This window comes from Telluria sp. Soil_C_11, from assembly GCF_057657395.1.
The window spans coordinates 1-26,416 of record NZ_JBDGIN010000018.1; the positions used below are offsets into that span (position 1 = coordinate 1).

The following is a 26,416-nucleotide window of genomic DNA, read 5'->3' on the forward strand; positions in this document are numbered from 1 at the left end:
ATTACCCGCAACCTCATCAGCTACTTACTTCTCTTCAGTAGCTGCTCTTCCTTAATTATCCCGGACAGCAGTGCGCGAAGGCGGAAACGACGGGGCTATACACCACTCTCGCTCGCCCGCGCCATCGCCTCCGCCTGCGGGCTGCGCGGCAGCAGATGCTCGCCCACCCGCGCCGCGATCGAATCGACCGCCGCCAGCACCCGGTCCGGATGCGCATAATGCGTCATGTGGCCGACGCCCGGCTGCAGTTGCAGCTCGCTGTCCGGAATCCGTTCGCTCAGGCGCTCGGAGTTGTGGCCGAAGTCGGCTATCAGGTCGCGGGTGCCGGCCATGATGACTGCCGGGACCTTCAGTTCCTGGTAGCGCTTGGCCAGCGCCATCGCGGACGGAATCATCATCGCGGTTTCGGCGGCGCTGGCGCGTAGCTGGCTTGGCCGCAGCATCATCCAGACCGGCAGCGAGCGGAAGCGGATATCGAGCTCCTGTGGCGCGAAAGCGCGTTTCGCAATCGGGCGCCACAACATCCGCCCGACCAGCGGCGACACCGTATAGCGCATCAGGTCGCCAATCAGCGGGATGGCCGGTCCGGACGTCAGCACGTCGGCGCGCAGGCTCGGATAGTAATAGCCTGACAGCAGCACCAGTCCGCGCACGAAATCGGGCGCCTCCAGCGCCATCGACAGGGCGACCAGGGTGCCCCAGGAATGGCCGAGCACGATGGCGGAATCGACCTCCAGCTGCTGCAGCGCATGGTGCAGCAGGCGCGCCTGGGCCTGGGGCGTCCAGACCGTCTTGCGCGGACGCTCGCTGTAGCCGAAGCCGGGGCGGTCGAAGGCGATCACGCGATAATGCTGGGCCGCCAGGTCGAGCAGACCGCTGTGCTCGAAATCCTCGGCCAGCACGCCGTTGCCGTGCAAGAGCACCAGGACCGGCCCTTCGCCGCGCTCGATGTAATGCAGGCGCACTCCATCAACCTCCACGAAGCGGCCCTGCGGCGGATTCTCGGCCTCGGCCTGCCGGGTTTTCGCCCGTACGTAAAAGAAGGATGCCGCCAGGCCGAGTCCGGCCGCGGCCGCGCCGATTTGCCAGCCTTTGATGTTATTCGTCACAATGTTCCCCCGTCGAGTTGAATGGATGGCGTGACTCTTTCAGTTCCAGCCCGAGCATTTTCCAGCAGCTCGACCACGAGCGGCAGCACGCGCTCGCTGGATTCTTCGATTTTTATGTCGAGCATGTCATCGGCCCGCGTACGGCCGAGGTTGATGGCGGCGATCGGCTTGCCGCTGGCCAGTGCCATGCGGCAAAAGCGGAAACCCGAATAGACCATCAGCGAGGAACCGATCACCAGCAGGGCGTCGGCGCGCTCCATCTGGTCGAGTGCGATGGCGGTGCGCGCCGGCGGGACGTTGTCGCCGAAAAAGACGACGTTCGGCATCAGGGTGCCGGCGCAGCATACGCACTGCGGCAGGCGGAACTCCGCCAGCTCGGCCGGCTCGACTGCGGCGTCGCCGTCCGGCAGCGGCGTCGCGTCCGCGTGCAGCATGTGGGGATTCGCATCGGCCAATTGCCCCTGCACAAAGGCGCGGGGAAATAGCGCCGAACACTCCAGGCAGACCACCGAATGGATATTGCCGTGCAGTTCGAGCACGCTGTGGCTGCCGGCCTGGCCGTGCAAGCCATCGACGTTCTGGGTCAGCACCGAGCCGATGTGGCCGATCTTTTCCAGTGCTGCGATCGCGGCATGGCCGGCGTTCGGGCGCGCGCGCGACAGCACCGGCCAGCCGATCATGCTACGCGCCCAGTAGCGTTTCTGCACATGCTCGTACTTGCGGAAATCCGGCCCGTGGATGGGCGGACGGCCGCGCCGGGTGCCGTCGCGGTCCCGGTAATCGGGGATGCCGGACGCCGTGGACAGGCCGGCGCCGGTCAGTACCAGGGCGCGCGGGTGGCGGTCCAGGAATTCCGCGAGCGTCGCCGCGTGGTCGTGGACAGTAAAACCTTCAGCCATCGTGGTGGTTCCTCGTTCTGCTTCTTCCCCAGGGATCGTAACACCCTTACTGACGGGACGGACACACGATACCGGCCCGTGCGCTGCGGCGCAGCATTGTCGCAACGGCGAGGCGCCGGATGCCTCAGCGACGGCTCGAAACGACGATGCCGCCCACGATCAGGGCGAAAGCGAGCGCATGATAGGCGTGTGGCAACTCGCCGAGGAAGCTTGATGACAGCAGCGCCGCGAACAGCGGGGTCAGGTTGACGAAGAAGGCGCCGATGCCGGGCCCGGCACGGCGGATGCCGGCGCCCCACAGCGCATAGGCCAGCACCGCCGGCCCGGCGGCGACGAACAGCAGGGCCGCCGCCAGGGTGCCGCTCCAGGCGATCGCCGGCGCGCCGATACTCCACTCGACGCCCGTGAACAGCGCCGACCACAACAGGCCATAGGCGACCTGGGTCGCGAGGAAAGCCGCCCAGCCGGCGCGCAGGCCCGGCGCATCCTTCGGCTGCAGCAGCATCCAGCTATAGAACGACCAGGCGATGGTCGCCAGGATCATGTACAGGTCGCCGGCCACCAGGCGCAGCGCCAGCAACTGACCGGCATCGCCGCGGCACAGCACCACCAGCACGCCGAGGATGGACAGGACCGCGCCGGCCACCTGCCAGGGCCGCACCGCCACCCCGAAAAACAGGCGGCCGACCAGCATCATCCACACCGGCATGCCGGACGCGACCAGGGTCACGTTGATCGGCGTCGAGCTCTGCAGGGCGAGGTATTGCAGCGAATTGTACAGGCCGACCCCGACCAGCCCCAGCAAGGCATAGCGGCGCCAGTTGGCGAGCACCCCGCTGCCGGGCCTGAACGCGGCGCGCGCCATCGGCAGCAGGATCAGCAAGGCGATGACCCAGCGCAGCAGGTTGAGCGTCATCGGCGGCACGGCTTCGCGCACCAGGCGCCCGACGATGGCGTTGCCGGCCCAGAGCAGGGGCGGGATCGTCAGCAGGAGGATGGTGGAGGGGGAGAGTTTCTGGTTCATGGAGAGCATGACGTGGGCCCGCAGCGCTCGCCCGTCGTTCCCGCCTGCGCGGGAACGACGGTGCACGGGTCAGCGCCTCCGCGGCGTCAACACACTGGGCAAGGCCTTCGGCAAGGTATCCGGATAATCCCGCGAATAATGCAGTCCGCGGCTCTCGCGCCGCGACAGCGCGCTGCGCACGATCAGGTCCGCCACCTCGACCAGGTTGCGCAGCTCCAGCAGGTCGTTGGTGACGCGGAAGTTGCGGTAGTACTCGTCGATCTCTTCCTTCAGCAGGCGGATCCGGTGATGGGCGCGCTCCAGGCGCTTGGTGGTGCGCACGATGCCGACGTAATTCCACATGAAGCGGCGCAGTTCGTCCCAGTTGTGGGCGATCACGACCTCCTCGTCCGCATTCGTGACGCGGCTCTCGTCCCAGGCCGGCAGCGCCGGCAGCTCGGTCGACGGCGTGGCGGCGATCTGGTGGGCGCAGGCGCGGCCGACCACCAGGCATTCCAGCAGCGAGTTACTCGCCAGGCGATTCGCGCCGTGCAGGCCGGTATAGGCAGTCTCGCCGACCGCATACAGGCCCGGAATGTCGGTGCGGCCTGCCAGGTCGGTCACCACGCCACCACAGGTGAAATGCACCGCCGGCACCACCGGGATCGGCTGCCGGGTGATGTCGATGCCCAGCTCCAGGCAGCGCGCGTAAATGGTCGGGAAGTGTTCCTTGATGAACTCCGGGCTCTGGTGCGAGATATCCAGGTGGACGTAATCCAGGCCGCGCTTCTTCATCTCGAAGTCGATCGCGCGCGCCACCACGTCGCGCGGGGCCAGTTCGCCGCGCTCGTCGTGCGCCGGCATGAAGCGGGTGCCGGCGGCGGCGCCGGCTTCCGGCGGCAGCTTGAGCAGGCCGCCTTCGCCGCGCACCGCCTCGCTGATCAGGAAGGACTTCGCGTAGGGGTGGTAGAGGCAGGTCGGGTGGAACTGGATGAACTCCATGTTCGAGACCCGGCAGCCGGCGCGCCAGGCCATCGCGATGCCGTCGCCGGTGGCGGTGTCCGGATTCGTCGTGTACAGGTAGACCTTGCCGGCGCCGCCGGTGGCCAGCACGGTGTGTTCCGCTTCGAAGGTCAGCACCTTGCCGCTCTGTTCGTCCTGCACGTACAGGCCGTAGCAGCGCGGCTGGCCGACCAGGGTCGGGGCGCCGCCGTGCACGCCGTTCGGGGTCAGCTTGTCGGAGGTGATGACGTCGATCGCGCAGTGGTGCTCGAACAGCGAGATGTTCGGATGCGCGCGCACCTTCTGTTCCAGCGTGACCTGGACCGCGTGGCCGGTGGCGTCGGCGGCGTGGATGATGCGGCGCTGGCTGTGTCCGCCCTCGCGCGTCAGGTGGAAGCCGAGCTCCGCGCTCTCGTCGCGGGTGAAGGGCACGCCTTGCTCGATCAGCCATTCGATGGCTTCGCGGCCGTGCTCGACGATGAAGCGGGTCGCCGCCTCGTCGCACAGGCCGGCGCCGGCCACCAGGGTGTCGGCGATGTGCTGGTCGTGGCTGTCTCCGGAATCGAGCACGGCGGCGATGCCGCCCTGCGCCCAGTTGCTGGCGCCGTCGAGGAGTTCACGCTTGGAGATGATGGCCACCTTGCGGGTCTGCGCCAGGTGGAGGGCGACGGAGAGGCCGGCTAGGCCACTGCCGACGATAACAACATCGTATTTCATGGTGGTTGGGGACTTGATCGGCCTGCGTGGCTCCTCATGCCCCTTTTGATTTTGTAGGGAGGCATTACTATAGACCATTCCAGGCGGGTTTGTTGGAGTGGCATGATCTTGCTTTAACGTGATGCATCACGTTTACTCAACACCATCTCGTAGACTTTCCGGTAGCGCGCCGCCGTCGCTTCCCAGCTGCGCCGCGTGCGCATGAAATCGCGGGCCGCCGCGCCCAGGGCCTCGATGCGCCGGGGCTCGGCCAGCAGCGCGAGGATCGCTTTTTCGAGTGCCGCGCGGCTGCCGGCTTCGAACAAAAGCCCGCTGTGTCCATGCACCAGCAACTCCCGGTGGCAGGGAATGTTCGAGGCGACGATGGCGCATCCCTGCGCCAGCGCATTCAGGAGATGGCGGGACGGCAGCAGGCAAGGCTGGTGTCGCAGCGTGGGGAACACCACGATATCGGCGCGTGGAAGCAGGTCGGCCGCGCGCCGGTACGATAGCGGACCCGCGAACACGACGTGGCCGCGCAGCGCGGGCTCGGCAAGCTCCCGGTCGAAACGGGCCTCTTGCGCACCGCCGCCGGCAATCAGCAGGCGCAGCGTGGGATGCTGGCGGCGCAGCCGGGCCAGCGCCGCCAGCAACAGCAGCAGTCCGTCGTCCGGTTCCAGCCCGCCCGCATAGGCCAGCAGCGGCGCGCCGTCCAGGTCCGGCAGCCTGGCGCTCGCGAGCCGGGTCGGCAGCAGGTCCGGCGCCGGCGGAATCACGGCGATCGCCTGCCCGGCCAGGCCTTCGGCGCGCAGCGCGGCGCGCACCTCGGCCGTGCCGGCCGCGATCGCATGGGCGGCGCCCATGGCCCAGCGCTCGGCGCGCGGAAACGGAAACGCCGGCTGCGCCTGTCCGCGCCGCTCGGCTTCGACCAGCAGCGGCAGCTTCGCCAGCCGCGCCACCGGCCAGGCGGCGACCGCGTTCGAACTCGGCAGATGCACGTGGATCAGGTCGGGCCGCGTCAGCCGCGTCACCTGGCGCAGCCGCAGCGCGAGCGCCGCCGTCGACATGGCCGCACCCAGGCGGGAATCCGGTCCAGGCGCGCCAATGAATGGCATCCGACGGACCGGCGCCGCGGTGCGGTAGAAATGCCAGCCCTCGCTGTTGGCACCTCCGGCCGGCTGCCGGGTCCCCGTCAGGTGGACCGTCTGCACGCCCTGGGCGCGCAAGCCTTCCAGCAGGGCCTGGGCGCGCCGGCTGTAGTCGCTGCGGCGCGGCGCCGAGTGGTCGAGCAGGTGCAGCACACGCATACGGCCTGCCGCTCAGGCATCCCGCAATGAGGCATCGGGGCCGGCGTAGCCCGTCAGCGCATCGTAGACCGCCAGGTAGTCGCGCGCCATCGCCGGCATGCTGTGGCGGGCCATCACTCGGCTGCGCGCGCGCGCACCATGGCGCGCCGCCATCTCCGGAATCCGGCAATAGTCCGAGACCGCCGCGGCGAGCAGTTCGGCGGACCTCGGCGGCACCAGGATCCCGGTGAAACCCGCGTGCACCAGCTCGGCATTGCAGCCGACCGCGGTCGCCACCACCGGCAGTCCGCTGGCCATCGCCTCCAGGATCGCGTTCGCACGGTCTTCGAAGAGCGAGGGCAGCACGAACAGGTCCATCGCACGCAGCAGCTGGGCGGTATCGGTGCGTGCGCCGGGCAGCCATGCCCGCGCCTCTGCCCCGGCGCGCTTGAGCATCGCCTGGCACTCGGCGCGCGCCGGACCGTCGCCCACGATCATCAGGCGCAGGCGCTGGTGGGCCTGGTGGGGCGAGGCGATCAGGCGCAGGAAGGCGTCGACCAGGGTCACATGGCTGGCGCTGTCGTCCATGCGGCCGATGCTGCCGATCACGAACACGCCGTCGCGCATGAAGCCGGGCGGCCCGACCGCCGCCGCCGGACCCAGGCGCGGGTGGAACTGGACGCTGTCGACGCCGTTGCCGATCCGCGAAACGCGCGCCGGCTCGGCGCCGACGGTGTCGACCAGCCACTGTGCGAGGTCGCTACTGACGGCGATGAAATGGTCGACCAGGGGGCGCAGCATGCGCCGCCACAGCCTGGCGCGCAGGCCGGTCCGTCCCGGCCGCGCGAGGTCCCGGCCATGCTCGGCATGCACCCGCAGCCGCACGCCCGCCAGCGCCGCCACCAGCTGGGCCGGCAGGCCGGACTGGTTGCGCGTATGGATCAGGTCCGGCTGCAGGCTGCGCAGCACGCGGTAGAGGTGCAGGCAATGCGCCATGCCGCCCAGGCCGCCATCGCCGCGCTGGCGCAGGTGGACGAGGTCGATGCCCTGTTCGCGCAGGCCGGCGACGTCATCGCCGCGGTCGCGCAGGCAGACGATGGCGTGGCGGTAGCGTTCGCCGGGCAGGTGGCGGATCAGGTTCAGCAGGTCGCTCTCGATGTTGGCGCCGGCCAGCGTGTCGACCAGGTGGACCACCAGGCGCGGGCGCGCGGCGGTGCCCGCCGCCATGACCGAAAGCGGGCCGGCGAATGCGCCATCGGCCGCACCGGCAGCGGCGCCGGCGGCCGCGCCGGAAAGTGGTTCCGGCACGGCAGCGGCCGCATATTTCGCGCCCGTGCCGGCACCGTCCGGAAACGACTGCACATGTCGGCGGCTTGGATTCATTTCGCGGCGTGCCTCATCCTCGTTGGCGGCGCAGCGACCGGCGGAATCCGGCGCTGAAACGTGATTATAGGGCGGCCAAACCCGGGTTTTCCGCGCTTTCCGGCCGCGTTGACTCGTCTCAAAAAAGCGCCATGCCGATGTTCGGCGGCGCACCGACCCGCCGCCTGGCGCGGGCTAGGATGGCCGCACATCAAGCCAACCATGAGGATCACCCATGAGCACCCATCACGCCGCCGAAGTCGCCAAACTGGCCGACAAGATCAGGGAAGTGCGCTTCCCGATGTTCACCTGGCAGGACCAGCATGGCCACCTGCTGAGCCAGCCGATGACGCGCCAGCAGGTCGACGACGAAGGCGGCATCTGGTTCTACACCTCGACCCTGACCTCGCTGTGGGATTGCATCGGCCACCGTCCGCAGGTAAACCTCGGCTTCGCCGACCAGGAGCACAGCCTGTACGTGTCCGTCAGCGGCACCGCCGAGCGCGTGGTCGACCGCGAACGCATCCGCGCGATGTGGAACACCGGCGTCCAGGCCTGGTTCCCGGCCGGCCCGGAAGACGAGCATGTGGTGCTGATCCGCGTCGATCCGCACTCGGCCGAGTACTGGGATTCGAACGACAGCAAGATGGTCCGCATCTTCGCCATGGCCAAGGCCGCGATCACCGGCGACAAACCGGACCTGGACAGCGAGCACAAGTCGATCCGCCTGGACTGAGCCCGGCGGGCAATCGAACCTTCCTCTCTTGCAATAATCCGGCCGGCTGACGTACAGTACACGCTTCTCGACGAAGGAGCGGCAGGACATGGAGCAGGCAGGGCAGGGCCGGGTACGATGAGCGGCCCGCTGGAATTGGCGGGCATGGTCCATGCGGCGCTGGCGGCAACGGCGCCGCTCGAACTGGCCGCGAACTTGTTCACCGCCGTCGCCATCGTCCTGGCCGGGCGCAACAATGTCCACACCTGGTGGACGGGCATGGTCGGCTGCGCGCTGTTCGGCCTGCTGTTCGCGCAGAGCCGGCTGTATGCCGACGTCGCCCTGCAGGCGTTCTTCGTCGTCACCAGCCTGCTCGGCTGGTGGAAGTGGTTGCGCGGCCGCGAAGGCGAGGCGCTGCCCGTCACCCATGCCGGCATGGGCAGCATGCTGTGGATCGTGCCGCTCGGCGTCGGCGCCACCGCGGCCTATGGCGCCATGCTGCACCATTTCACGAACGCCTACGCGCCTTTCCCCGATTCCGCCGTGCTGGTCTTCAGCATCATCGGCCAGGTCCTGATGATGCAGCGGCGCGTCGAAAACTGGAGCTTCTGGCTGCTCGTCAATACGATCGCCACGCCCCTGTACTTCAGCCGCGGGCTGCACCTGACCGCCGTGCTGTATGCCGGCTTCTGGATCAACGCCCTTGTTTCCTGGCGCAACTGGCACAAGCTAGCCGCGCCGCCATCCCTCGAAAGCATCCGTCCATGACACTGAAAACAATCGCGGCCGCGCTGGCCGCCCTCGGTCTCGCCGCCACCGTCCACGCGGAATCCACCCCGGGCGCGGCGCCGCACCTCGTCGCCATCCGCGCCGGCAAGCTGGTCGACGTGGTCGCTGGCAAGGTGCTCGACCGGCAGACCATCCTGATCAGCGGCGACCGCATCACCGCGGTCGGTCCCACCGCCAGCGTGACCGTGCCGGCCGGCGCCGAGCTGGTCGACCTGTCGGGCGCCACCGTGCTGCCGGGCCTGATCGACGCGCATACCCACCTGACCGGCGATCCGCACCAGCACGGCTACGCCTCGCTGGGCGTGTCCGACATCCGCGCCGCGATGTATGGCGCCCACTCCGCGCAGGTGACGCTGAATGCCGGCTTCACGACCGTGCGCAACGTCGGCGCCAGCGGTTTCGGCGACGTCGCCCTGCGCGACGCCATCAACGACGGTGAACTGCAGGGGCCGCGCATGCGCACCGCCGGCTACGCCATCGGCATCCAGGGCGGCCACTGCGACAACAACCTGCTGCCGCACGATTTCCACTATGTCGAGAACGGCGTGGCGGACGGCCCGTGGGCGGCGCGCGCCAAGGTGCGCGAGATGGCCAAGTACGGCGCCGACGTCATCAAGATCTGCGCCTCGGGCGGGGTGCTGTCGAAGGGCGACGAGCCGGGCGCCCAGCAACTCACGCTGGAAGAGATGAAGGCGATCGTCGAGGAAGCGCACAAGCTGGGCCGCCGCGTGGCCGCGCACGCGCATGGCGCCAGCAGCATCCGCGATGCGATCCTGGCCGGGGTCGATTCGGTCGAACATGCCAGCCTGGTCGACGACGAAGGCATCCGCCTGGCGCGCGAGAAGGGCACGTATTTCGTGATGGACATCTACAACGACGACTACATCCTGCAGGAAGGCGCCAAGGCCGGCATGCTGCCGGAATCGCTGGACAAGGAACGCGCGCTCGGCCAGCTCCAGCGCGACAACTTCCGCAAGGCCTTCAAGGCCGGCGTCAAGATGGCCTTCGGCACCGACGCCGGCGTCTATCCGCACGGCGACAACGCGCGCCAGTTCCATTACATGGTCCAGTACGGCATGAGCCCGATGCAGGCGATCCAGGCCGCGACCATCAACGCTGCCGACCTGCTGGGCTGGAAGGACCGCATCGGCTCGGTCGCGCCGGGCAAGTACGCGGACCTGATCGCCGTGGCCGGCGACCCGCTGAAGGACCCGGCCGAGCTGACCCGCGTGACCTTCGTGATGAAGGGCGGGGCGGTGGTCAAGGGTACGGCGGCACCGCACTGAGCCGGAGCCATTCGTACGAATCCTTTCTCCAGCGCGTGCTAACCTCGGTTTTCACACACAGCAATGGAGAAAGCGATGCCAACTCTACAGAATCCGCAATACCAGGCCTGTATCGATGCCTGCCATGCCTGCGCGGCGGCCTGCGACAACTGCTCCACGGCCTGCCTGCAGGAAGACGACGTCAAGATGATGGCGCGCTGCATCGCGCTCGACATGGATTGCGCCGCGATCTGCCGGATGGCGGCCGCCTACATGGCCCGCGGCAGCGACTATGCCGTGCAGCTGTGCCGGCTGTGCGCCGAAGTCTGCACGGCCTGCGGCGCCGAATGCGGCAAGCATCCGATGGATCACTGCCAGGCATGCGCCGAGGCCTGCCGCCGCTGCGCGGAAGCCTGCCTGGCGATGGCCGCCGACCACTAGGCCACGTTTTTATTTCCGGTACGGCGGCGCCAGGTCGCCCTCGGACTGGTTGCCGCCCGTCTCGGGCGTTCCCAGCCCGGTCGGATTGATGCCGGCCTGCTGGCTGCGCGTATCCTGCGCGCCGCGGGCCGTCGCGGTGGCCGCCGTGTCCGCGCCTTCCGCCGGAGCCGTACCGGGCTGGCTGCTGTCCGGCGGGGCCGGCTGGCCCAGCGGCGGCATCGACTCCATGGTTTCTTCCTTGCGCGGCTTGGTCAGCGCGTCGCCGCCGCTGCCGCCCGTTTCGGCCATGGTCTCGTGGCTCGGGGTCGAGCCGGCTTCGCCGCTGGTCAGGTTGCCGATCCCCAGGGTGGCGGAATCTCCGCCCTTGCTCTGTTGTGCGCTCATGGTTCCTCCCGTTCGCTGGATGAGATTATCCGCCCGATTCCCGTGGCAAGGCTGTCGGCGCAGGCAGCACGGTGTTGTAGGAGGCTACCGAGCGGGCGCGATGATGAAGCGCGGCCGGCCGCGCGCCCCGTCGAGCGGGACGGCGCGGCGCCGCTCGCCGCTTCCTGGCGGCCGCTAGACCGGAATCTCGGACTCGCCGCCGCCGGCGCTGCCGAAGCTCTGCAGCTGATCGAGCGTCAGCCGGCGCTCGTTCAGGGCGGTGACGATCGCCTTCAGCTGCTCGGGGTCCGGCTGGATGTAGATCATGCGCTGCTCGAGCTGGCCTTCCCAGTAAGGCGTGTAGGGGACGTCGGTCTCGGGCATGACCTTGGCCTGGAAGCTGCCGTCCTGCAGTTCGCCGACCAGGGTGATGCGGGTCTTGTCCGGGGTCGTGTTCTTTACCGTGATGTTCATGGCGGTCCTTCCTTGTCCGTTCGCTCGGAATCATTGTCCCGTACGTCAGGGAAGAGCGCCAACACGGTTCAGCCGAGCAAACCCGGCTGCGGCGGGAGGGGTCGCCGCCGACAAAAATCGATCTCCGTCGGCATTGCGCTGTCTAAGGGATTTCGGCCCGGCGTGGCGCTCGTGTTCACCCGTGAAGGGGCGGCAGCGTGTATCTGAAAAAGTTATTCCGCGGCTCAGGAATCAGTCCGGCACGTCCTTACGTCGTGGCCTTCTTCCTGGTCGTCGTGTGCGCCATCGCGCAGTACATCGGACAGCGCTTCGTCGGTCCGCGCGCGCCTCTTGGCCTGCTGTATTTCCCGATCATGCTGAGCGCCGTGCGCGGCGGCTGGCGGGCGACGATCCTTGCGTCGGGTCTGTCGCTGATCGCGGCGCCATTCTTACTGGCGCCCGAGCTCAGTATTGAAGTCAGCAGCGCGCAGGACAGGGGTGCGCTCGCCGTGTTCGCCATGGTCTGCATTTTTACCTGTCTTCTTTCCGCCGTGCTGGAACGGTCGGAGAAAATCGCCCAGGCCTTCCTGGTCTCACTGAAGGAAAGCGAGCAGACCTTGCGCGCGCTGCTGGAGTCATCGACCCATGCGGTGCTGGGGATAGGCAAGGACGGAAAAATCCGCTTTGCCAGCGAATCCGTGGTAGCGCTGTTCGATTACAGGCCCGGCGAGGTGATTGGTCAATCTTTCGAAGTGCTGGTCCTGAACGGCTTGCGCCAGCTGCGTGGGGAAGGGCGCGACAACCTGTTCAACGCGGCGGCATCCGGCCCGGTGGGACATCTCCAGGAATTGCAATGCAGGCGGAAGGATGGCAGCCTGTTCCCGGCGGAGGCCAGCCTGTTCATCGCCGACGTGCCTTCCGGCCGCCTGGCAGTCAGCTATGTCGCCGACATCACCGAGCGCGTCGACGCCGAGCGGAAAATCCTGCATGCCGCGCGCCACGATCCACTCACGGGCTTGCCGAACAGGGCGCTGATCTATGAGCTGGGCACCCACCTGTTGCAGTCGGCGAAACGGCACAACGTCACGATCGCGATCCTGTTTTTCGACCTCGACCGCTTCAAGCCCATCAATGACACGTATGGGCACACGATCGGCGACAAGATGCTGCAGCAGGTGGCGCAGAGACTCAAGCAAGGGCTGCGCAGCAATGATATCGTCGGCCGGGTCGGCGGCGACGAATTCGTGGCCGTGCTGTGCGACATCCATGCCGACGATGCGGTGCTGCACACGGCCTCCCACCTGCTGCATTCCCTGAGCGAGCCATATCGCATCGACAGGCTCGAACTCCGGACGTCGCCAAGCATCGGGATCAGCATCTATCCCACCGACGGCGAGGATCTCGACACCCTGATCCGGCACGCAGACGCGGCGATGTACCACGCCAAGAACGCGGGCCGCAATACCTGCCAGTTCTTCACGCATGAAATCCATTTGCACGCCAAGCAATCGTACGAAGTGGAGCAGCGGTTGCGGAACAGCTTGATCGAAAAAGACTTCGAATTGCTGTACCAGCCCTTCATCGACCTGAAAACCGGGGATGTCATCGGCGTGGAAACGCTGCTCCGCTGGCGCCAGCCCGGTCCCATCGCGATCACGCCCGACAAATTCATCGCGGCCACCGAGCGCATCGGCATGATCAATCCCCTGAGCGACTGGGTGCTGGAAGAGGCGTGCCGGCAGCACAAGAAATGGCGCAATCTCGGCCTGCCTGCCTTGCGCATGGCCGTGAATGTCTCGCCGGTCCAGTTTCGCGTCAAGGACTTCGCCAGGCGGACCGCGGACATCATCAAGGCAAGCGGCGTCAATCCGGACTGTATCGAATTCGAAGTGACGGAGAGCACCGTCATGAACGACGTCGAAGCGGCTGCAAAAATGCTCGACGAACTGAAAGAGGACGGGGTCAGCATCGCGCTCGACGATTTCGGCACCGGGTATTCCAGCCTGAGTTATCTCGCGCAGTTTCCGATCAATAAGCTGAAGATCGACCAGTCCTTCATCGTCAACATGGATACCGATATGCGTTCCCTGGCCATCGCGGAAACCGTGGTCGCTCTCGGCAAGAAACTGGGCATGACCGTGATAGCGGAGGGGATCGAATCGCAGGCGACACTCAATACACTGGTGAACATCGGGTGCGACTTCGGGCAGGGCTACTTCATCAGCAAGCCGATCCGGCCCGATTACCTGGTCGATTGGTATTACCGGGCGCAGTACCGGCATCTGCTCGTCTAGCGCTTGCGGACAGGGGAGGCGTACCCAGGCGATTGGCGTGATGCATCACGAAAAAACGAGGCCGGCTGGCTGGAATCCCACGAGCCGATCGGAGCAGGGATTGGCACCAGACTCATGGCCCATGGCCCATGGCGGGGCAAGCGTCCCATCGCCAGAAGCCGACCGGGGCCTGATGCCGGGAGAGGGCTGCGCTCGCCAACGGCAGCTTTCCGGGTAGCCGATCGCTGCGCGGGAACCAACAAGCCTCCGCACGGCGCAGTCCGATGCATCGACGGCGCAGCGAAAAATGCCGGACGTCGATCAGGTATAAAAAGTGGAAATCCGCCTAAACCTTAACTCGACATTACCAAATATATTGTCGAGTTTAGTTCGAAAGCGCCCGAGATGTTATACTGTACATAGATACAGCCCTTTTCAACCGCAGTCCGCTCGCGCAATGCCGAACTTTACGCCAATCGACCTGGGTCCGTCAGCACCGGAAGAGATCACAAGCGGCCCGAGCGGCCGCATGCATGTCAAGATGTACCGCCTCGCCGACGATGCGATCACGGAAGCCACCACCGACATCGAACTGGCCCGTGAGTTCATCGCCCACGGCGAACTGAGCGCGAAATCGATCCAGAATTCCCAGAAGGAGCTCTACCGCTTCCTGACCTGGTGCCGCGAAGAAGCGAACAAGACGCTGTCCCAGCTGAACGTCGCGGACCTCAACGCCTACAAGGAATTCCTCAAGAATCCGCCACCCGAATGGGTCTCGAAGACCAAGTGGCCGCGCAACGACCCGCGCTACCGGCCGTTCACCGGGCCGCTGTCCGATGCGAGCCGGCGCCAGGCCATGATCGCGGTGAAGGGACTGATGGGCTTTGCCGAGCAGACCGGCTACCTGCGCCGCAATCCCGGCGCGCTGGTACGCAACGTCCGGGCGCCCTCGAGCAGCCGGATCACGCGCTACCTGACCCAGGGCGCGATCGCGCTCGCGCTGGAAACCGTTTCCGCGCGTCCGGCCGACACGCCGGCGGCTTTCAGGCGCCGCGCACGCGACCGCTTCCTGCTGATCGCCTTCGCGCACACGGGCGCCCGCCTGAACGAGATCGTCAGCGCCTCGATGGGCTCGATCTACACCGAAGGCAATGGCCGCTGGTGGCTGGACGTCCTCGGCAAGGGCAACAAGCCGCGCCGCCTGCCGGTCCCGCCGGAGATGCTGGACGCTTTCCAGGCCTACCGCCAGGCCTTCGAACTGCTGCCGCAATCGAGCCGCACCGACCGCACGCCGCTGGTCCTGTCCAGCCGTTCGCGCGAACTGGCGCGCATCACGGACGAAGCGGCGTCCGAAGCGATCAAGGCGGTGTTCGCCGACGCCGCGCGCGCCGCCGACGCGCGGGGCGACCAGGACACGGCGGCGACGCTGCGGCAGGCGTCGGCGCACTGGCTGCGCCACAGCATGCTGACCAACCATGCGAACAACGGGGTGCAGCTGAAGACCCTGCAGGACACGGCGGGGCACGCCAACATCGCCACCACGGCGGCCTATCTGCACAAGACCGATAACGAACGCCACGACGAGATCATCCGTTCGGCGAACGGGAAGAGCATCTTGTAGGACTATTCCGGCTGTCCAGGCCGGTCTACGGAAAGCGGATTTGACATAATATAGATTATGCGCACTTACGGAAATGCGATGCACGTTTGCAATAGTCCTAAATACCTTAGCTCTTGGAAGTTAGCAGCTAAACCGGCTGACAATATCCTCACGGGAAATTAGCTTTCGTCAGCCACACAGTGGCCTAGCACCCATCGCCGACCCCTCGGCGCCGTCTACAGCGTAGCCTGCTGGATTGACTGCCACGTGGTGTGATCGGTATTGTGCAGACCGTAATTCGGGGCTACGGTGTAATCGCCCTAGGTATGGCACAAGTTTCTGTTCTCGTTTAAAGTCACCCGCTACCAAAGGCCCCACATGAGTGATAAGCACGCGTTGAAAGCCAGCGCATATGCTTTTGCGATCCGCTGAAACGCAGATCCGACAAAACCGGCCCGGTTGTCTATCGATCAGATATCGAATACCGAGCAATTGGATTGCCGATCGCCCTGTCGCGACGTTTGGCAGACAAACTCGAAGCGCAAGAACCGAAGACGGAAAGATGTGAAAAAAGGCCGCCTTCCGCTGCAGCGGAACGGATTACACATCTGTACCATTACATCCAGCCCGTCCCTTCGAGCACAGGAGCATCGTCCGCGACGGGGCGAGAGCGCGACCTACTCGAGTACAGCGACGAACTACTTAGCCCCGTTCTGCGCTGGCCTCTTTGCTCAAACAGTGATGCGCGCCCTGCTCCTGCAGGCCAAGCGTAAGATGAGGTCAGATAGCAGTGCGCCGTTGATAGGTTGCAAAGCACGGAAGCTTGATGTAACTACTGAGGCGAATATAATTTTGAGGGAAATTTTTTCCGATTCGATCACCAAGTGATAACGTAATATCGGGCCGCAACTTGCTCATGCTCTCGCCATCACTGAAGCGCTTCCCCAAAACGGAAAAAGCCCGCAACTGCGGGCTGTTGGTGAACTGAAGATTTAAGCTAAGCGGCCATCTGGAATTTCTGCTCAACCGCCGCGTTGCACTGTGCGACGATGGCCTCCGCTACTTCGCGCGGCGCAATGAAAAGGAATTCACCATTGGCGTCACGCACCGTCGAATCAATTGAACGGTAAGGCGTAGCGGTTAAGGGTAACGAAAGTTGCATATTATTCTCCTAGTTTTGGTTTACTTACTACGATTGACCGTCAATCTGCATTTCAATGCTCGGCTCGAACTGAACTGCTCTTTTTTCGCTTCGCGCCGGGGTGGCCGCATTCATGTATGGCACGTTTTGATGACTAGTGCGTACAAGCGTCAATATAGGACGAAATATCCAGTCACGATGCTGGCGTAATTTTGGCATAAATTTTGCCGCCAGCAAGAGGACCTTGTTTGGAAAGCTTAAATATCGGCAGGCAGCCCAAACAACAGAAGAATCGTTATAAAGGTACGCCTCCTCAATCTGATGGCGCGAGGAGCTGATTTCTTCAGGAATGGGTGCGTGATCCGCCGGCAGATCGCGCGAGCCGGCAAAGTCATAAAATTCTGGATAAAACCGTCGTAGACATTCACGCTGGAGATAACGCTGGTATTTTTGCCCCGGATCATACGCAAGTGCCGTACGTGCGAATTCTATATCGCAGTATGGAAATACTATGACGTGGCCAGGAGGATGCATCATCGTGATCCACGGAGCAACGCTACGCCTGGTACGCGCTTGAAGAAACGCCAGTTGGGATTGATTCATGTTAGGCGTAAATTTCGCCACATATTGCTCGTACTTTTCACGATAGCTCCGGGCGGATTTCATGGAACCCGCCAAGTGACGAAGGATCCTCGCCTTGACAGCCTTCTGAACTATGTCACCTGCAGTACGGTGTGAAGTGCCTTCTAAACCCTCGATGTCGAAACTTGAGTTTCCGAAAACATCTCCAGCAAGCCCATCGAATACGAGTGATGGTTCCTTTTCGGAGAGCCACTTCATCAATGGCATCGCCCATCCGTGCATGAACGTTTCAGTTCCAATAAGATTTTGGCGCTTTCGTATGTCTGCAGAAAATTGCTCGTTAGAGCTGGCTGGTATGACCTCGCAGTCGACATCAAAAGCAGCAGCAATCTTTGGAGCATAAACCGAATCAATGTCGTAATCGCGCCCTCTTTTCCTGTGGAAACTCTGGCACGTAACAGCTTTAAAGGCTATTTTATTCCGTACCATGAACGCAAAAAAACGCCTTGAGTCGAAGCCACTGGAGAACGGGAGTATCACTGACCCAACCTTAAGATTCAAGCAGCGAACCATTGAATTTCGATAAGCCCGCTCGATCTTCTTGATCGCTTCGTTATTTACTTCACTGGTCCCCTCTGGTAATTCCGAGAAGTCGAACCAATGCTTGATGTTGCAAACACCTGGGGCGATAAGCATCTCCGCACCGGCAGGAAAACGTTTAATCCCTTCATAGAAGCTACGGTCCGCGAACGGATAACCATTTTGCAACAAGCTTGCCCAACTGGTTAAGTCAGGCACATCATCTGCCAAGTGAATCAACGCGGGGTGGGACGCAAAAAACCAAGCTCCATTTTTCTCTCGGTAAAACATTGGCCCCATACCAAATGCATCACTTTTTACTGTCGCCTCTTGCGACTCCTCATCAAGCTTTAGCAAAGAGAAAACTCCATTCTCCAGTTGATCAGGCTCAATTATTTTAGCCAGATCTGAAAGTGGAGAATAAGAGTGCACCCCAATCGCTACCTCATAACCGCGAAAGACAATAAAGTCGTTATGTATCTTGTGCGCCAAGCCGGCACGGGAGAAGGGAGAAACCGATGTTACAGCCCAGAATTGCGATGAATTTACTACCGAAATGTCGTCAGCGCGACCCTTAAAATTCGGTGACTCACTTGGAAATACGCAGGCAAGAAAAAATTCTACATTCTTGAATTTCTGAGAAATTAGCTCTAAGTCAACGTTCATTTATCCCCGCCAGGCGCATTGAAAGCCGCTATTCTAGTAATGTTAATTTTTAGGTGAGCAAAGTTCACCTTTTCTTTCTACCGCCCCGTCTTCCACGTACTCCAATGTCGCGTCCCCAAGGGTCGTTATCTTTGAGGGAGAGCTCTCAAATGCGTCAAGGAAGACCTGAAAGAACTATCAAGGAGCTGTTGCTATCTAACATTTTTCCTATTGTAAATCTAAATAGTGTTTTCGATACATCTCGTTTTTGGTACCGTTGCATAAATGCACTATCGAGAGAATGTTAAACTGAGCGCAAAAGAATTAACGATCAGGGCAACGAAATGATGAATAAAGTGGGTACCTATGAGCGGAGGTTCACAGGCAGTTTTTACATAACCAATATGGGTGTTTAACGATTTCTTTGGAGTAATACCAGGCTCCAGCCCGACAAGGTGCGTCGAATAAGGCAATCCCAGCCGAGCTTTTAGCTAGTTCGATAAAGCTCTCTTGGCTACCCCTCCCCTCGCTTACTGCGCTATGTACCTGAACAAACTATCGGGAGCCCGCGAACATCAGAGGTGTTTACTGCGTATGCATCAGCACTGCTGAAAGCCACGCCAGCGCGAGGCAGCGTGAAGACGCTAACAAGCAACGCTTCGGCTAAAAGCAAGTGCGGATCAACGAAGATCTTTTTCTCCCACCATGCTGTATGAACCGCCCTTCCGAAATTGCGTCGAGTGGTGAACTTGCTCAGATGATAAAGTTCTGTGCGTACGCTGGACTGATCTGGCCCCTACTGGTGTAGCGCGCAAACAAGGGCCATGAGCGAGTCGACGACTAAAGTTGACAAGGTGCGTTCCTCCGTGGCTATCCGAAGCGGCGTTAGGTGCCCAGACCATAAAAAACTGCAGAAACGCGCTGTAGGGCCCTGGACAGAAGCAGGTAAACGGTGCAACTAAGGTCCTGCTGGCGCTGCCGAGTCAACGCTTGCCGTTGGATGGGGTACAGCGAGAGGTGCTGGTATCGACGTGCTCCTGGATGCATCAACATCTCATCAGCAACTGTCAACCGGTAAGGCGCACCGGCTAGGCGGCGGACAACGCACGTGTTTGAAAGCGGTTGAAGTTGCGGCGAATTGGTGCCGTTGCGCGATTGAAAAAAGACAGACGCACTAGCTCCAAGAACCAAAGTACAATGTGCCGCGTAGAAGTGCTAACGACAGTCAAAGTCTGTCGGCTTGTCGACCGCAGCTGACCCGAAGCGGAATATAGCGCTTCCTCTCTCGTCGGTGCCAGCACCGTGTCTTCTGGCGCAAGTTCGCTGTCTAAGTTAGCGAAAACTGACCTCGCACTCTGCTGCTGTTACGACGGCTGGCCTGGCTCCCCATCGTCCATTGAGATACAAGCGCGCAGGATTTTCGATGAGGTGAAAGGCGGCCCAACCTGCTCCTAAAGACAATGCCAGTCCGAGGAAAGGCGATAGTCCAAAGTGGTGATAAAGTTGGTAGAACGGCTGCTGCCACAGATAGATCGAGAATGAGTACATCCCCAACCGGCGTAACCATGAAAATTCCAATGCCAAGACAAACCATCTTGGAGCCGATGAAATGGTGTTGGCAGCGAGGGCAAATGCGCCAGGGGCGATAATAAGACTAAGCGGGGCAGGAATGCTCCACCAGTGAGCGAGAACGCCAGCGACCAGCGCTAACGGAGCAATCCAATATGCCGTCATACGGAACTTCGAGCGAGCAAAGGCCAACGCCAGAAAACCCGAAGTGAAAATTCCGAAGCATGCGACTTCAGTCCGATGGGAGTATTTCGGAGAGAAGGGATGTGGACTCAGCGAGTAGACTGCGATTGCGACCAGGATGGCCACTGTCGTCAGAATGAAGGACTTGATCTCGTTTCCAGTTCGCATCCTGCACCAATAGGCTACGATCGATAAAATGACATATGAATGCTCCTCGACGCTCAATGACCAAATGTGTCCGAAGGGCATTGTCCAATTCTCGGTCACGAAATAATTGTTTGTGAACGTTGCAGCCGGCAGCAACTCTCTCCAATCGATCTTGTTTCCAGTCAATCCAAAAAAAGCCGTGATAGTGAGCAAGTACACGGCCACTGATGGGAACACGCGTGCTACTCGCCGCCGGTAGAACGTACCAAAATCTGTCTTCTGGACAAACAACACTTGGGTCATCAGCAAGCCAGACAAGACGAAGAACAACCCTACCCCAACATTGCCAAAATTTATTCCCGGAACTGGAAAAAAGTGCCCGATCAGGAGACAAAAAATAGCGAGTCCACGCCAGCCATCGAGGAAGGGAATATGCTTTGCCATGATCATTTTTGACAAAAAACGTCATTCTATTGACAAAGCTTTGCTTCAGAGAAAATATTTAAGTGTTAATGGAGATAATGTTTCATTTTTGCCACATCTGTGAACCCATTTGCTTGATAGAAATTCTACTCCACGCGAAGTCGTTAATCGCGACAGATAGTCAAAACTGTTAAAGCTTTGAAATGTTAAATTCTTTAAGCTCCCACTGTTTTGTTTAGGGCCTCCCGCCGTCGAGCGCACAGATGAAAAGTTTGGACTCGCAAGCAGTTCAGCTACTGGCGCCCGGGCAAGCTTTCCCCTTATGATTCCCGCCATGATTACCTGTTTCGACATCGGCGGCAGCGCCATCAAATCCGCCGTCGCCACGGCCGACGGCCAGATCGGCGGCCTGACCCGCGTGCCGACGCCCATCCACGACTTCGCCGCCTTCACGGCGGCCATGCGGGCGCTGATCGATGCCGGCGGCCCGTCGCGCGGCGTCGCCATCTCGATCGCCGGCGTGGTCGATCCAGGCACCGGGCGCATCAAGTGCGCGAACATTCCCTGCATCGACGGTCGCACGCTGGCAGCCGACCTGTCCGCGGCCCTCGGGCTGCCGGTCTGGATCATCAACGACGCCGACAGCTTCGCCCTCGCCGAAGCCCAGGCCGGCGCCGGACGCGGCCACGCCAATGTGTTCGGCCTGATCCTCGGCACCGGCGTCGGCGGCGGCCTGGTCCTGAACGGCCGGCTGATCGGCGGTCCGGGCGGCTTCGCCGGTGAATGGGGTCACGGCCCGGTGGCCGCGCACTTCGCCGGCACGCCTTCGTCAGCCATTCCCCGCTTCCCGTGCGGCTGCGGCCAGGCCGGCTGCCTGGACACGGTCGGCGGCGCGCGCGGCCTGGAGCGGCTGCACCTGGCCTTGCACCAGCAGGCGCTGGACAGCCGCGAGATCATCGCCGCCTGGCAGTCCGGCGACCCCGCCGCCGAACACACCATCGCCTGCTGGACCGAGCTGCTGGGCGGCCCGCTGGCCATGCTGGTCAATACCCTTGGCGCGTCCATCCTGCCGGTCGGCGGCGGCCTGGCCAACAGCGCGCCCTTGATCGCGCGCCTGGACCGGGCGGTCCGCGCCGCCATCCTGCGCAAGACCGACGCCCCCATCATCGTGCCCGGCCAGTCCGGCGCGGAGCCGGGCCTCATCGGTGCGGCCTGGCTCGGCCTGGAAAATCTGGAACACGCGCATGCTTGATCCCATCACGCTCGAAGTCTGCGTCGACAACACCGCCGGACTGGCCGCTGCGCTGGACGGCGGCGCCGACCGCATCGAATTGTGCAGCGCGCTGGAAATCGGGGGCCTCACGCCGAGCGCCGGCCTGCTGCGCATGGCATCAAACAGCCCGGTTCCGGTGGTGGCCATGATCCGCCCGCGCGGCGGCGACTTCTGCTTCGATGAGGCGGAAACGGCGCTGATGCTGCACGAGATCGACGCGGTTGCGGCAAGCGGCCTGCAAGGCGTGGTGCTGGGCGCGTCGCTGCCGGACGGCCGGCTGGACCGGCGCACGCTCGAACGGCTGGTCCACCGGGCCGCGCAGCGTGGACTGCGCTGCACCCTGCACCGTGCGATCGACCTGTGCCCGGACCTGGCGCAGGCGACCCGCCTGGCCATCGACCTGGGCTTCGAGCGCATCCTGACCTCCTGCGGCGCCAGGAGCGCGCCGGAAGGCCTGGACGGCCTGCAGCGCTGCTTCGATGCCGCCGCCGGCCGCATCACGATCATGCCCGGCGCCGGCGTCAACGCCGGCAACGTGCACCTGCTGCGCGTCCGGCTGCCGCTGACCGACGTCCACGCGTCCTGCTCGGAGCCGCTGCCGGCGCCGTCGCCGATGGTGGCGGCGTTCGGCTTCGATGCCGGCGGCCGGCGCCAGACCAGCAGTGCTAAAGTCGCCGCCCTGAAAGCTAAACTGCGGGCCTGAGAGGGCCTTTCGCTTGAAATCCGCGTCGGCGTGTGTGACACTCGGCCGGATGAGTTTGACGTTCGATCCGACCACGCTTGCCCCCTACCTTGGCGACCTCGCAGCCGGTGCGCGGCTGAGCGCCCTCGCCTGCGCGCTGGCCCTGGCCGGCGGCCTGGCCCTGGGCATCGCGGCCGCCCTGATGCGGACATCGGCGTCGCCGCTGGCCCGACGCATCGCCGGCATCTACGTCGACGTGTTCCGCAACGTTCCCTTCATCGTCCAGCTGTTCTTCCTGTTTTATGGATTGCCCGAAATCGGGGTCGAACTGAGCGCCTTCGGCACCGGCGTGCTGGCGTTGTCGCTGGCGGGCGGCGCGTTTACCTCCGACGTGATCCGCGCCGGCGTCCTGGCGATCGAACCGGGCGTGCTCGAGGCGGCGCAGGTCAGCGGCCTGTCGCGCCTTGCCATCTACCGCCGCATTGTGCTGCCGATCGCGCTGCGCAGCGCCGTGCGCCCGCTCGGGTCGGTGTTCGTCAACCTGATCCTGACCTCGTCGATCCTGTCGGCCATCACGATCAACGAGTTGACCGGCAGCGCGAAGATCATCGCTTCCGACACCTTCCAGCCCTTCGAGGTCTACGCCCTGCTCCTGCTGCTGTATGCGGTCATGACCTGGCTGGTGTCGCTGTCGGCCGGCGCGCTCCATCGGCATTTGAATCGCGCCGCCTGATGCGCTACGCCGAATTCAGCCACCACGACCTGCTCCTGCTGCTGCAAGGCCTGGGCGTCTCGGTCGCCCTGTTCGCCGCCACCACCATCATCGGCCTCGTGATCGGGCTGGCGTGGGCGCTGCTGCGCTACTACCGCACGCCGCTGCTGGCGCCATTCGCCGCCGCGGTGGCGGAGCTGCTGAAGAATTCCCCCGTGCTGGTGCAGCTGTTCCTGGTCTTCTTCGGCCTGCCGGTGCTGCTGGAGACCGACCTGACGCCGGTGCAGGCGGCCCTCATCACCTTGTCCGGCAACACCGCGGCCTTCGTCTATGTGATCGCGGTGTCGGCCATCGAATCAGTCGGGCGCGAGCAGCTGGAAACCGCGCGCGTGTTCGGCCTGAGCCGCTGGCAGGCGCTGCGCCGCATCGTCGCGCCGCAGGCGGCGGCCTTCGGTTTCGGGCCGCTGGCCGGCCTGCTGGTGAACCAGCTGCAGGTGACCTCGCTGATCTCGGTGATCGGGGTGCTCGACCTGACCAAGGCCGGCGCGATCCTGAACGTGCGTACGCTCAAGCCCTTCATCGTCTGGACGGTGATCGGCGTTTTGTACTACCTGATGGCGCGGCTGATCGCGAGAAGCTGCGCCCGCGCCGAGATCCGCTTGCGCGCGCATAGTCAATGGAAGGGTTTGTAAGATGATCCAGATCGACGGCGTCGCCAAGCGCTTCGGCGCCAACACGGTCCTCGATGGCATCGACCTGCGCATCGCGCCGGGCGAAGTGGTGTCCATCCTCGGCGCCAGCGGTTCCGGCAAGTCGACACTGATCCGCTGCATCAACGGCCTCGAAAAGCTCGATGGCGGCGCGATTTCCGTCGATGGCCACCGCGTCGACGATCCGAAGGCCCTGCAGCTCGCGCGCCGCTGCTGCGGCACCGTGTTCCAGCTTTTTAATTTGTACCCGCACATGACGGCGCTGCAGAACATCACGCTGGCGCCGATCGAGGTGCTGAAAGTGCCGCGCCGCCAGGCCGAAACCGAAGCGCGCGCACTGCTGGCCGCCGTGGGACTCGGGGAGCGCGCGGACGCCTATCCGGCCCAGCTCTCCGGCGGCCAGCGCCAGCGTGTCGGCATCTGCCGCGCCCTGGCGATGAAGCCGCGCTACCTGCTGCTGGACGAAGTCACCAGCGCACTCGATCCGGAGATGACGGCCGAGGTGCTGGATATATTGGCGAAACTGGCGGCGGATGGCACCACGATGCTGTTCGTCACCCACGAAATCGAATTCGCCCGCCGCATCTCCAGCCGCATCGTGTTCCTTGACCAGGGCCGGCTGCTGGCCGACCTGCCGACCGATCGCTTCTTCGCGGCGGACGGCGGCCTGGCGCAGCCGCGCATCGCCCAATTCCTTTCCAGGATGAGCAAATCATGAAAATGCTGTTAGCGAACGCCGAGGCCTGGCCCGGCTTCGACACCACCGTCGACCTGCTGAAACAGGGCGGCGCCGCCATCGACGCCATGGTCAGCGGCATCGCCAGGGTCGAACGCGAAGCCAGGGTGCGCAGCGTCGGCTACGGAGGCTGGCCGAACATGCTGGGCGAGATGGAATTCGACGCCGGCGTCATGGACGGCACCACGCGCGCGGTCGGTGCCGTCGGCGCGGTGCCGGCCACCCTGCCCGTCTCCGCGCTGGCCCACGAAGTGATGAAGCACCTGCCGCACGTGATGCTGACTGGTCTTGGTGCCCGCCGCTTTGCTACCGAGCGCGGTTTCGCGGTCGACGAGGTGCTGCATCCGGACAGCAGGCGCGTGTGGTGGGAGCGGCTGCAAAAGGAGATGTCGCCGGAACAGCGCGCGGCCTTCCCCGACATCCCGCTGGCCCCGCTCAGCAACACCATCACCGACCCCGAACGCGTGCGCGACACCACGGTCTTCCTGGGCCGCGACGCCGGCGACCACATCGGCGTGGTCACCTCGACCTCGGGCTGGGCCTGGAAGTATCCCGGCCGGCTGGGCGATTCGCCGATTCCCGGAGCGGGCTTTTATGCGGACAGCCGCTACGGCGCCGCCGCCTGCACGCATACGGGCGAAATGACGATGCGCTGCGGGACTTCGCGCAGCATCGTGCTGGCGATGCGGCTCGGCTACTCGCTCGAGGAGGCGATCGGGCTGGCGGTGGAAGAACTGGCCGAGCTGAAGTCCGGCTTCCTGGCCGGGGTGGTGATCCACGCCATCGATGCGAAGGGCAACCACCGGGTGGTCAACTACCGCTGCGACGAAGAGATACGCTATTGGTACTGGGACGAACGCCTGTCCGCGCCGGAACTGCGCGTCGCCGCCGCCATCCAACCCTGAAAGGACGTTCATGCAGCATCGTCTCAACTACATCGCCGCCGCCGCATTGATGCTGGTGGCGACCTCCGCGCTGGCCGGCCGCATCGAAGACATCAAGGCGCGCGGCTATGTGCGCATCGGCGTCTCGCTGGGCGGCGAGCCGGTGGGCTTCCGCAACGCCAGCAACGAGCCGGTCGGCTATGACGTCGACGTCGCCAGGCAGCTGGCCGCGAAACTCGGCGTACCGGTGCGTTTTTCGGATGTCTCCAGCGATGCGCGGATCTCGATGCTGATGTCGAAGCAGCTCGACCTGGTGGTGGCGAATGTCTCGATCACGCCGCAACGCGCGCGCGTGGTGGATTTTTCCATCCCCTACAACCTGGCCGGCCTGCGCGTGATCGCGCAAAAGAGCGCGCACATCAAGACGCTGGCGGACCTGAACGGCAAACGGGTCGTGGTCGGCCGCGGAACCACCGCGGATGCCTTCCTGAAAAAGTCGGCGCCGCAGGCGGTGTTCGTCTACACCGACAACTTCGCACCGGACGGCGTCCTGCTGTTGCAGCAAAAGCGCGTCGATGCCGGCATCGAGGATTCCTCGCTGCTCGACTATCTGGCCAGCAAGAACGACCAGCTGGAAACCCTGCCCGCGATGTACGGCAATACGCCGATCGGCATCGCGATGGCCAAGGGCGACCCAGCCTTGCTGAAACTCGTGAACGGCTTCGTGTCGGACTACATCAGGTCCGGCGCCTATGCGGCCAACTACAAGAAATGGTGGGGCAGCAAGGCCGTGCCGCCGGCACTGGCGCCGCTCTGAATTTATAAGGACATGGAACCATTCGCCTCCCCCACGGTATAAACAGGACCGCCACCACCCGGCGGTTCGGCGGCCGC

At 63.7% G+C, this 26,416-nt stretch carries 24 protein-coding genes; 13 read left to right on the forward strand and 11 right to left on the reverse strand.

Annotated elements, in window-relative coordinates:
- Positions 1-95: 95 nt before the first annotated feature.
- The 6 genes from AC3A6M_RS21195 to AC3A6M_RS21220 form a co-directional block, all read right to left on the reverse strand.
- Positions 96-1,109, reverse strand: a complete 1,014-nt coding sequence (locus AC3A6M_RS21195; protein WP_487854696.1) for an alpha/beta fold hydrolase — start codon at positions 1,107-1,109, stop codon at positions 96-98.
- Positions 1,106-2,008, reverse strand: coding sequence for an NAD-dependent protein deacetylase (locus AC3A6M_RS21200; RefSeq protein WP_487854697.1), 903 nt, complete (start codon positions 2,006-2,008; stop codon positions 1,106-1,108). The genes AC3A6M_RS21195 and AC3A6M_RS21200 overlap by 4 nt, the downstream gene beginning before the upstream one ends.
- Positions 2,009-2,132: 124 nt before the next feature.
- Positions 2,133-3,032 carry a DMT family transporter gene (locus tag AC3A6M_RS21205; RefSeq protein WP_487854698.1) on the reverse strand — a complete coding sequence of 300 codons (900 nt, stop codon included), beginning with the start codon at positions 3,030-3,032 and terminating at the stop codon, positions 2,133-2,135.
- Between the two features lie 69 nt (positions 3,033-3,101).
- Positions 3,102-4,730: an L-aspartate oxidase gene (nadB, locus tag AC3A6M_RS21210; protein ID WP_487854699.1), complete on the reverse strand. Its 1,629-nt coding sequence runs from the start codon at positions 4,728-4,730 to the stop codon at positions 3,102-3,104.
- A 113-nt stretch (positions 4,731-4,843) separates the two neighbouring features.
- Positions 4,844-6,016: a glycosyltransferase family 4 protein gene (locus AC3A6M_RS21215; protein WP_487854700.1), complete on the reverse strand. Its 1,173-nt coding sequence runs from the start codon at positions 6,014-6,016 to the stop codon at positions 4,844-4,846.
- 12 nt (positions 6,017-6,028) lie between these two features.
- Positions 6,029-7,303, reverse strand: coding sequence for a glycosyltransferase (locus AC3A6M_RS21220; RefSeq protein ID WP_487854701.1), 1,275 nt, complete (start codon positions 7,301-7,303; stop codon positions 6,029-6,031).
- A gap of 289 nt (positions 7,304-7,592) precedes the next feature.
- Between AC3A6M_RS21220 and AC3A6M_RS21225 the strand changes: the two genes are divergently transcribed.
- From AC3A6M_RS21225 to AC3A6M_RS21240, 4 genes are all read left to right on the forward strand, one after another.
- Positions 7,593-8,093, forward strand: coding sequence for a pyridoxamine 5'-phosphate oxidase family protein (locus tag AC3A6M_RS21225; protein ID WP_487854702.1), 501 nt, complete (start codon positions 7,593-7,595; stop codon positions 8,091-8,093).
- Positions 8,094-8,210: 117 nt separating this feature from the next.
- Positions 8,211-8,840 (forward strand): nicotinamide riboside transporter PnuC, encoded by a 630-nt coding sequence (gene pnuC, locus AC3A6M_RS21230; RefSeq protein WP_487854703.1) that lies wholly within the window; start codon positions 8,211-8,213, stop codon positions 8,838-8,840.
- Entirely contained in the window at positions 8,837-10,147 is a 1,311-nt protein-coding gene (locus tag AC3A6M_RS21235; protein ID WP_487854704.1) for a Xaa-Pro dipeptidase, read from the forward strand. The genes pnuC and AC3A6M_RS21235 overlap by 4 nt, the downstream gene beginning before the upstream one ends.
- A gap of 75 nt (positions 10,148-10,222) precedes the next feature.
- Positions 10,223-10,567: a four-helix bundle copper-binding protein gene (locus tag AC3A6M_RS21240; protein ID WP_487854705.1), complete on the forward strand. Its 345-nt coding sequence runs from the start codon at positions 10,223-10,225 to the stop codon at positions 10,565-10,567.
- A 9-nt stretch (positions 10,568-10,576) separates the two neighbouring features.
- On the opposite strand, the gene AC3A6M_RS21245 is transcribed toward AC3A6M_RS21240, so the two are convergent.
- Positions 10,577-10,951 (reverse strand): hypothetical protein, encoded by a 375-nt coding sequence (locus tag AC3A6M_RS21245; protein WP_487854706.1) that lies wholly within the window; start codon positions 10,949-10,951, stop codon positions 10,577-10,579.
- A 174-nt stretch (positions 10,952-11,125) separates the two neighbouring features.
- Positions 11,126-11,404: a hypothetical protein gene (locus AC3A6M_RS21250; RefSeq protein ID WP_487854707.1), complete on the reverse strand. Its 279-nt coding sequence runs from the start codon at positions 11,402-11,404 to the stop codon at positions 11,126-11,128.
- A gap of 197 nt (positions 11,405-11,601) precedes the next feature.
- Between AC3A6M_RS21250 and AC3A6M_RS21255 the strand changes: the two genes are divergently transcribed.
- Together AC3A6M_RS21255 and AC3A6M_RS21260 are read left to right on the forward strand one after the other, a co-directional pair.
- The gene (locus AC3A6M_RS21255; RefSeq protein ID WP_487854708.1) at positions 11,602-13,677 is read left to right on the forward strand and encodes a putative bifunctional diguanylate cyclase/phosphodiesterase; all 2,076 of its coding nucleotides are present in this window, start codon (positions 11,602-11,604) and stop codon (positions 13,675-13,677) included.
- A 508-nt stretch (positions 13,678-14,185) separates the two neighbouring features.
- Positions 14,186-15,277 (forward strand): tyrosine-type recombinase/integrase, encoded by a 1,092-nt coding sequence (locus AC3A6M_RS21260; RefSeq protein ID WP_487854709.1) that lies wholly within the window; start codon positions 14,186-14,188, stop codon positions 15,275-15,277.
- Positions 15,278-16,253: 976 nt separating this feature from the next.
- Here AC3A6M_RS21260 and AC3A6M_RS21265 read toward each other — a convergent pair.
- From AC3A6M_RS21265 to AC3A6M_RS21275, 3 genes are all read right to left on the reverse strand, one after another.
- The gene (locus AC3A6M_RS21265) at positions 16,254-16,418 is read right to left on the reverse strand and encodes a hypothetical protein (protein ID WP_487854710.1); all 165 of its coding nucleotides are present in this window, start codon (positions 16,416-16,418) and stop codon (positions 16,254-16,256) included.
- Positions 16,419-16,445: 27 nt separating this feature from the next.
- Positions 16,446-18,224, reverse strand: coding sequence for a class II glutamine amidotransferase domain-containing protein (locus AC3A6M_RS21270; RefSeq protein WP_487854711.1), 1,779 nt, complete (start codon positions 18,222-18,224; stop codon positions 16,446-16,448).
- A 1,311-nt stretch (positions 18,225-19,535) separates the two neighbouring features.
- On the reverse strand, positions 19,536-20,546 hold the full coding sequence (locus tag AC3A6M_RS21275; RefSeq protein ID WP_487854712.1) for an acyltransferase family protein: 1,011 nt from the start codon (positions 20,544-20,546) through the stop codon (positions 19,536-19,538).
- Positions 20,547-20,859: 313 nt separating this feature from the next.
- Here AC3A6M_RS21275 and AC3A6M_RS21280 point away from each other — a divergent pair, with 313 nt between their 5' ends.
- From AC3A6M_RS21280 to AC3A6M_RS21310, 7 genes are read left to right on the forward strand one after another with little or no spacing between them, the layout of a single operon-like run.
- Complete coding sequence (locus AC3A6M_RS21280; protein WP_487854713.1) at positions 20,860-21,777, forward strand: ROK family protein; 918 nt, start codon at positions 20,860-20,862, stop codon at positions 21,775-21,777.
- Positions 21,770-22,501, forward strand: a complete 732-nt coding sequence (locus AC3A6M_RS21285; protein WP_487854714.1) for a copper homeostasis protein CutC — start codon at positions 21,770-21,772, stop codon at positions 22,499-22,501. The genes AC3A6M_RS21280 and AC3A6M_RS21285 overlap by 8 nt, the downstream gene beginning before the upstream one ends.
- 55 nt (positions 22,502-22,556) lie before the next feature.
- On the forward strand, positions 22,557-23,213 hold the full coding sequence (locus AC3A6M_RS21290) for an amino acid ABC transporter permease (RefSeq protein ID WP_487854715.1): 657 nt from the start codon (positions 22,557-22,559) through the stop codon (positions 23,211-23,213).
- Positions 23,213-23,884 carry an amino acid ABC transporter permease gene (locus AC3A6M_RS21295; protein WP_487854716.1) on the forward strand — a complete coding sequence of 224 codons (672 nt, stop codon included), beginning with the start codon at positions 23,213-23,215 and terminating at the stop codon, positions 23,882-23,884. The genes AC3A6M_RS21290 and AC3A6M_RS21295 overlap by 1 nt, the downstream gene beginning before the upstream one ends.
- 1 nt (position 23,885) lies before the next feature.
- Complete coding sequence (locus AC3A6M_RS21300; protein ID WP_487854717.1) at positions 23,886-24,620, forward strand: amino acid ABC transporter ATP-binding protein; 735 nt, start codon at positions 23,886-23,888, stop codon at positions 24,618-24,620.
- Positions 24,617-25,543, forward strand: a complete 927-nt coding sequence (locus AC3A6M_RS21305) for a glycosylasparaginase (protein WP_487854718.1) — start codon at positions 24,617-24,619, stop codon at positions 25,541-25,543. Before AC3A6M_RS21300 ends, AC3A6M_RS21305 begins: the two co-directional genes overlap by 4 nt.
- 10 nt (positions 25,544-25,553) lie before the next feature.
- Positions 25,554-26,339: a transporter substrate-binding domain-containing protein gene (locus AC3A6M_RS21310; protein WP_487854719.1), complete on the forward strand. Its 786-nt coding sequence runs from the start codon at positions 25,554-25,556 to the stop codon at positions 26,337-26,339.
- Positions 26,340-26,416: the final 77 nt, after the last annotated feature.

What these genes read in the sequence shown, in the direction of transcription:
- AC3A6M_RS21265 (WP_487854710.1), bottom strand. Translation starts at nt 16,418, where the DNA reads ATGCAACTTTCGTTACCCTTAACCGCTACGCCTTACCGTTCAATTGAT.
- AC3A6M_RS21300 (WP_487854717.1), top strand. Translation starts at nt 23,886, where the DNA reads ATGATCCAGATCGACGGCGTCGCCAAGCGCTTCGGCGCCAACACGGTC.
- AC3A6M_RS21200 (WP_487854697.1), bottom strand. Translation starts at nt 2,008, where the DNA reads ATGGCTGAAGGTTTTACTGTCCACGACCACGCGGCGACGCTCGCGGAA.
- nadB (WP_487854699.1), bottom strand. Translation starts at nt 4,730, where the DNA reads ATGAAATACGATGTTGTTATCGTCGGCAGTGGCCTAGCCGGCCTCTCC.
- AC3A6M_RS21245 (WP_487854706.1), bottom strand. Translation starts at nt 10,951, where the DNA reads ATGAGCGCACAACAGAGCAAGGGCGGAGATTCCGCCACCCTGGGGATC.
- AC3A6M_RS21280 (WP_487854713.1), top strand. Translation starts at nt 20,860, where the DNA reads ATGATTACCTGTTTCGACATCGGCGGCAGCGCCATCAAATCCGCCGTC.
- AC3A6M_RS21305 (WP_487854718.1), top strand. Translation starts at nt 24,617, where the DNA reads ATGAAAATGCTGTTAGCGAACGCCGAGGCCTGGCCCGGCTTCGACACC.
- AC3A6M_RS21225 (WP_487854702.1), top strand. Translation starts at nt 7,593, where the DNA reads ATGAGCACCCATCACGCCGCCGAAGTCGCCAAACTGGCCGACAAGATC.
- AC3A6M_RS21250 (WP_487854707.1), bottom strand. Translation starts at nt 11,404, where the DNA reads ATGAACATCACGGTAAAGAACACGACCCCGGACAAGACCCGCATCACC.
- AC3A6M_RS21235 (WP_487854704.1), top strand. Translation starts at nt 8,837, where the DNA reads ATGACACTGAAAACAATCGCGGCCGCGCTGGCCGCCCTCGGTCTCGCC.
- AC3A6M_RS21240 (WP_487854705.1), top strand. Translation starts at nt 10,223, where the DNA reads ATGCCAACTCTACAGAATCCGCAATACCAGGCCTGTATCGATGCCTGC.
- AC3A6M_RS21205 (WP_487854698.1), bottom strand. Translation starts at nt 3,032, where the DNA reads ATGAACCAGAAACTCTCCCCCTCCACCATCCTCCTGCTGACGATCCCG.
- pnuC (WP_487854703.1), top strand. Translation starts at nt 8,211, where the DNA reads ATGAGCGGCCCGCTGGAATTGGCGGGCATGGTCCATGCGGCGCTGGCG.
- AC3A6M_RS21275 (WP_487854712.1), bottom strand. Translation starts at nt 20,546, where the DNA reads ATGGCAAAGCATATTCCCTTCCTCGATGGCTGGCGTGGACTCGCTATT.
- AC3A6M_RS21215 (WP_487854700.1), bottom strand. Translation starts at nt 6,016, where the DNA reads ATGCGTGTGCTGCACCTGCTCGACCACTCGGCGCCGCGCCGCAGCGAC.
- AC3A6M_RS21310 (WP_487854719.1), top strand. Translation starts at nt 25,554, where the DNA reads ATGCAGCATCGTCTCAACTACATCGCCGCCGCCGCATTGATGCTGGTG.
- AC3A6M_RS21260 (WP_487854709.1), top strand. Translation starts at nt 14,186, where the DNA reads ATGCATGTCAAGATGTACCGCCTCGCCGACGATGCGATCACGGAAGCC.
- AC3A6M_RS21270 (WP_487854711.1), bottom strand. Translation starts at nt 18,224, where the DNA reads ATGAACGTTGACTTAGAGCTAATTTCTCAGAAATTCAAGAATGTAGAA.
- AC3A6M_RS21285 (WP_487854714.1), top strand. Translation starts at nt 21,770, where the DNA reads ATGCTTGATCCCATCACGCTCGAAGTCTGCGTCGACAACACCGCCGGA.
- AC3A6M_RS21295 (WP_487854716.1), top strand. Translation starts at nt 23,213, where the DNA reads ATGCGCTACGCCGAATTCAGCCACCACGACCTGCTCCTGCTGCTGCAA.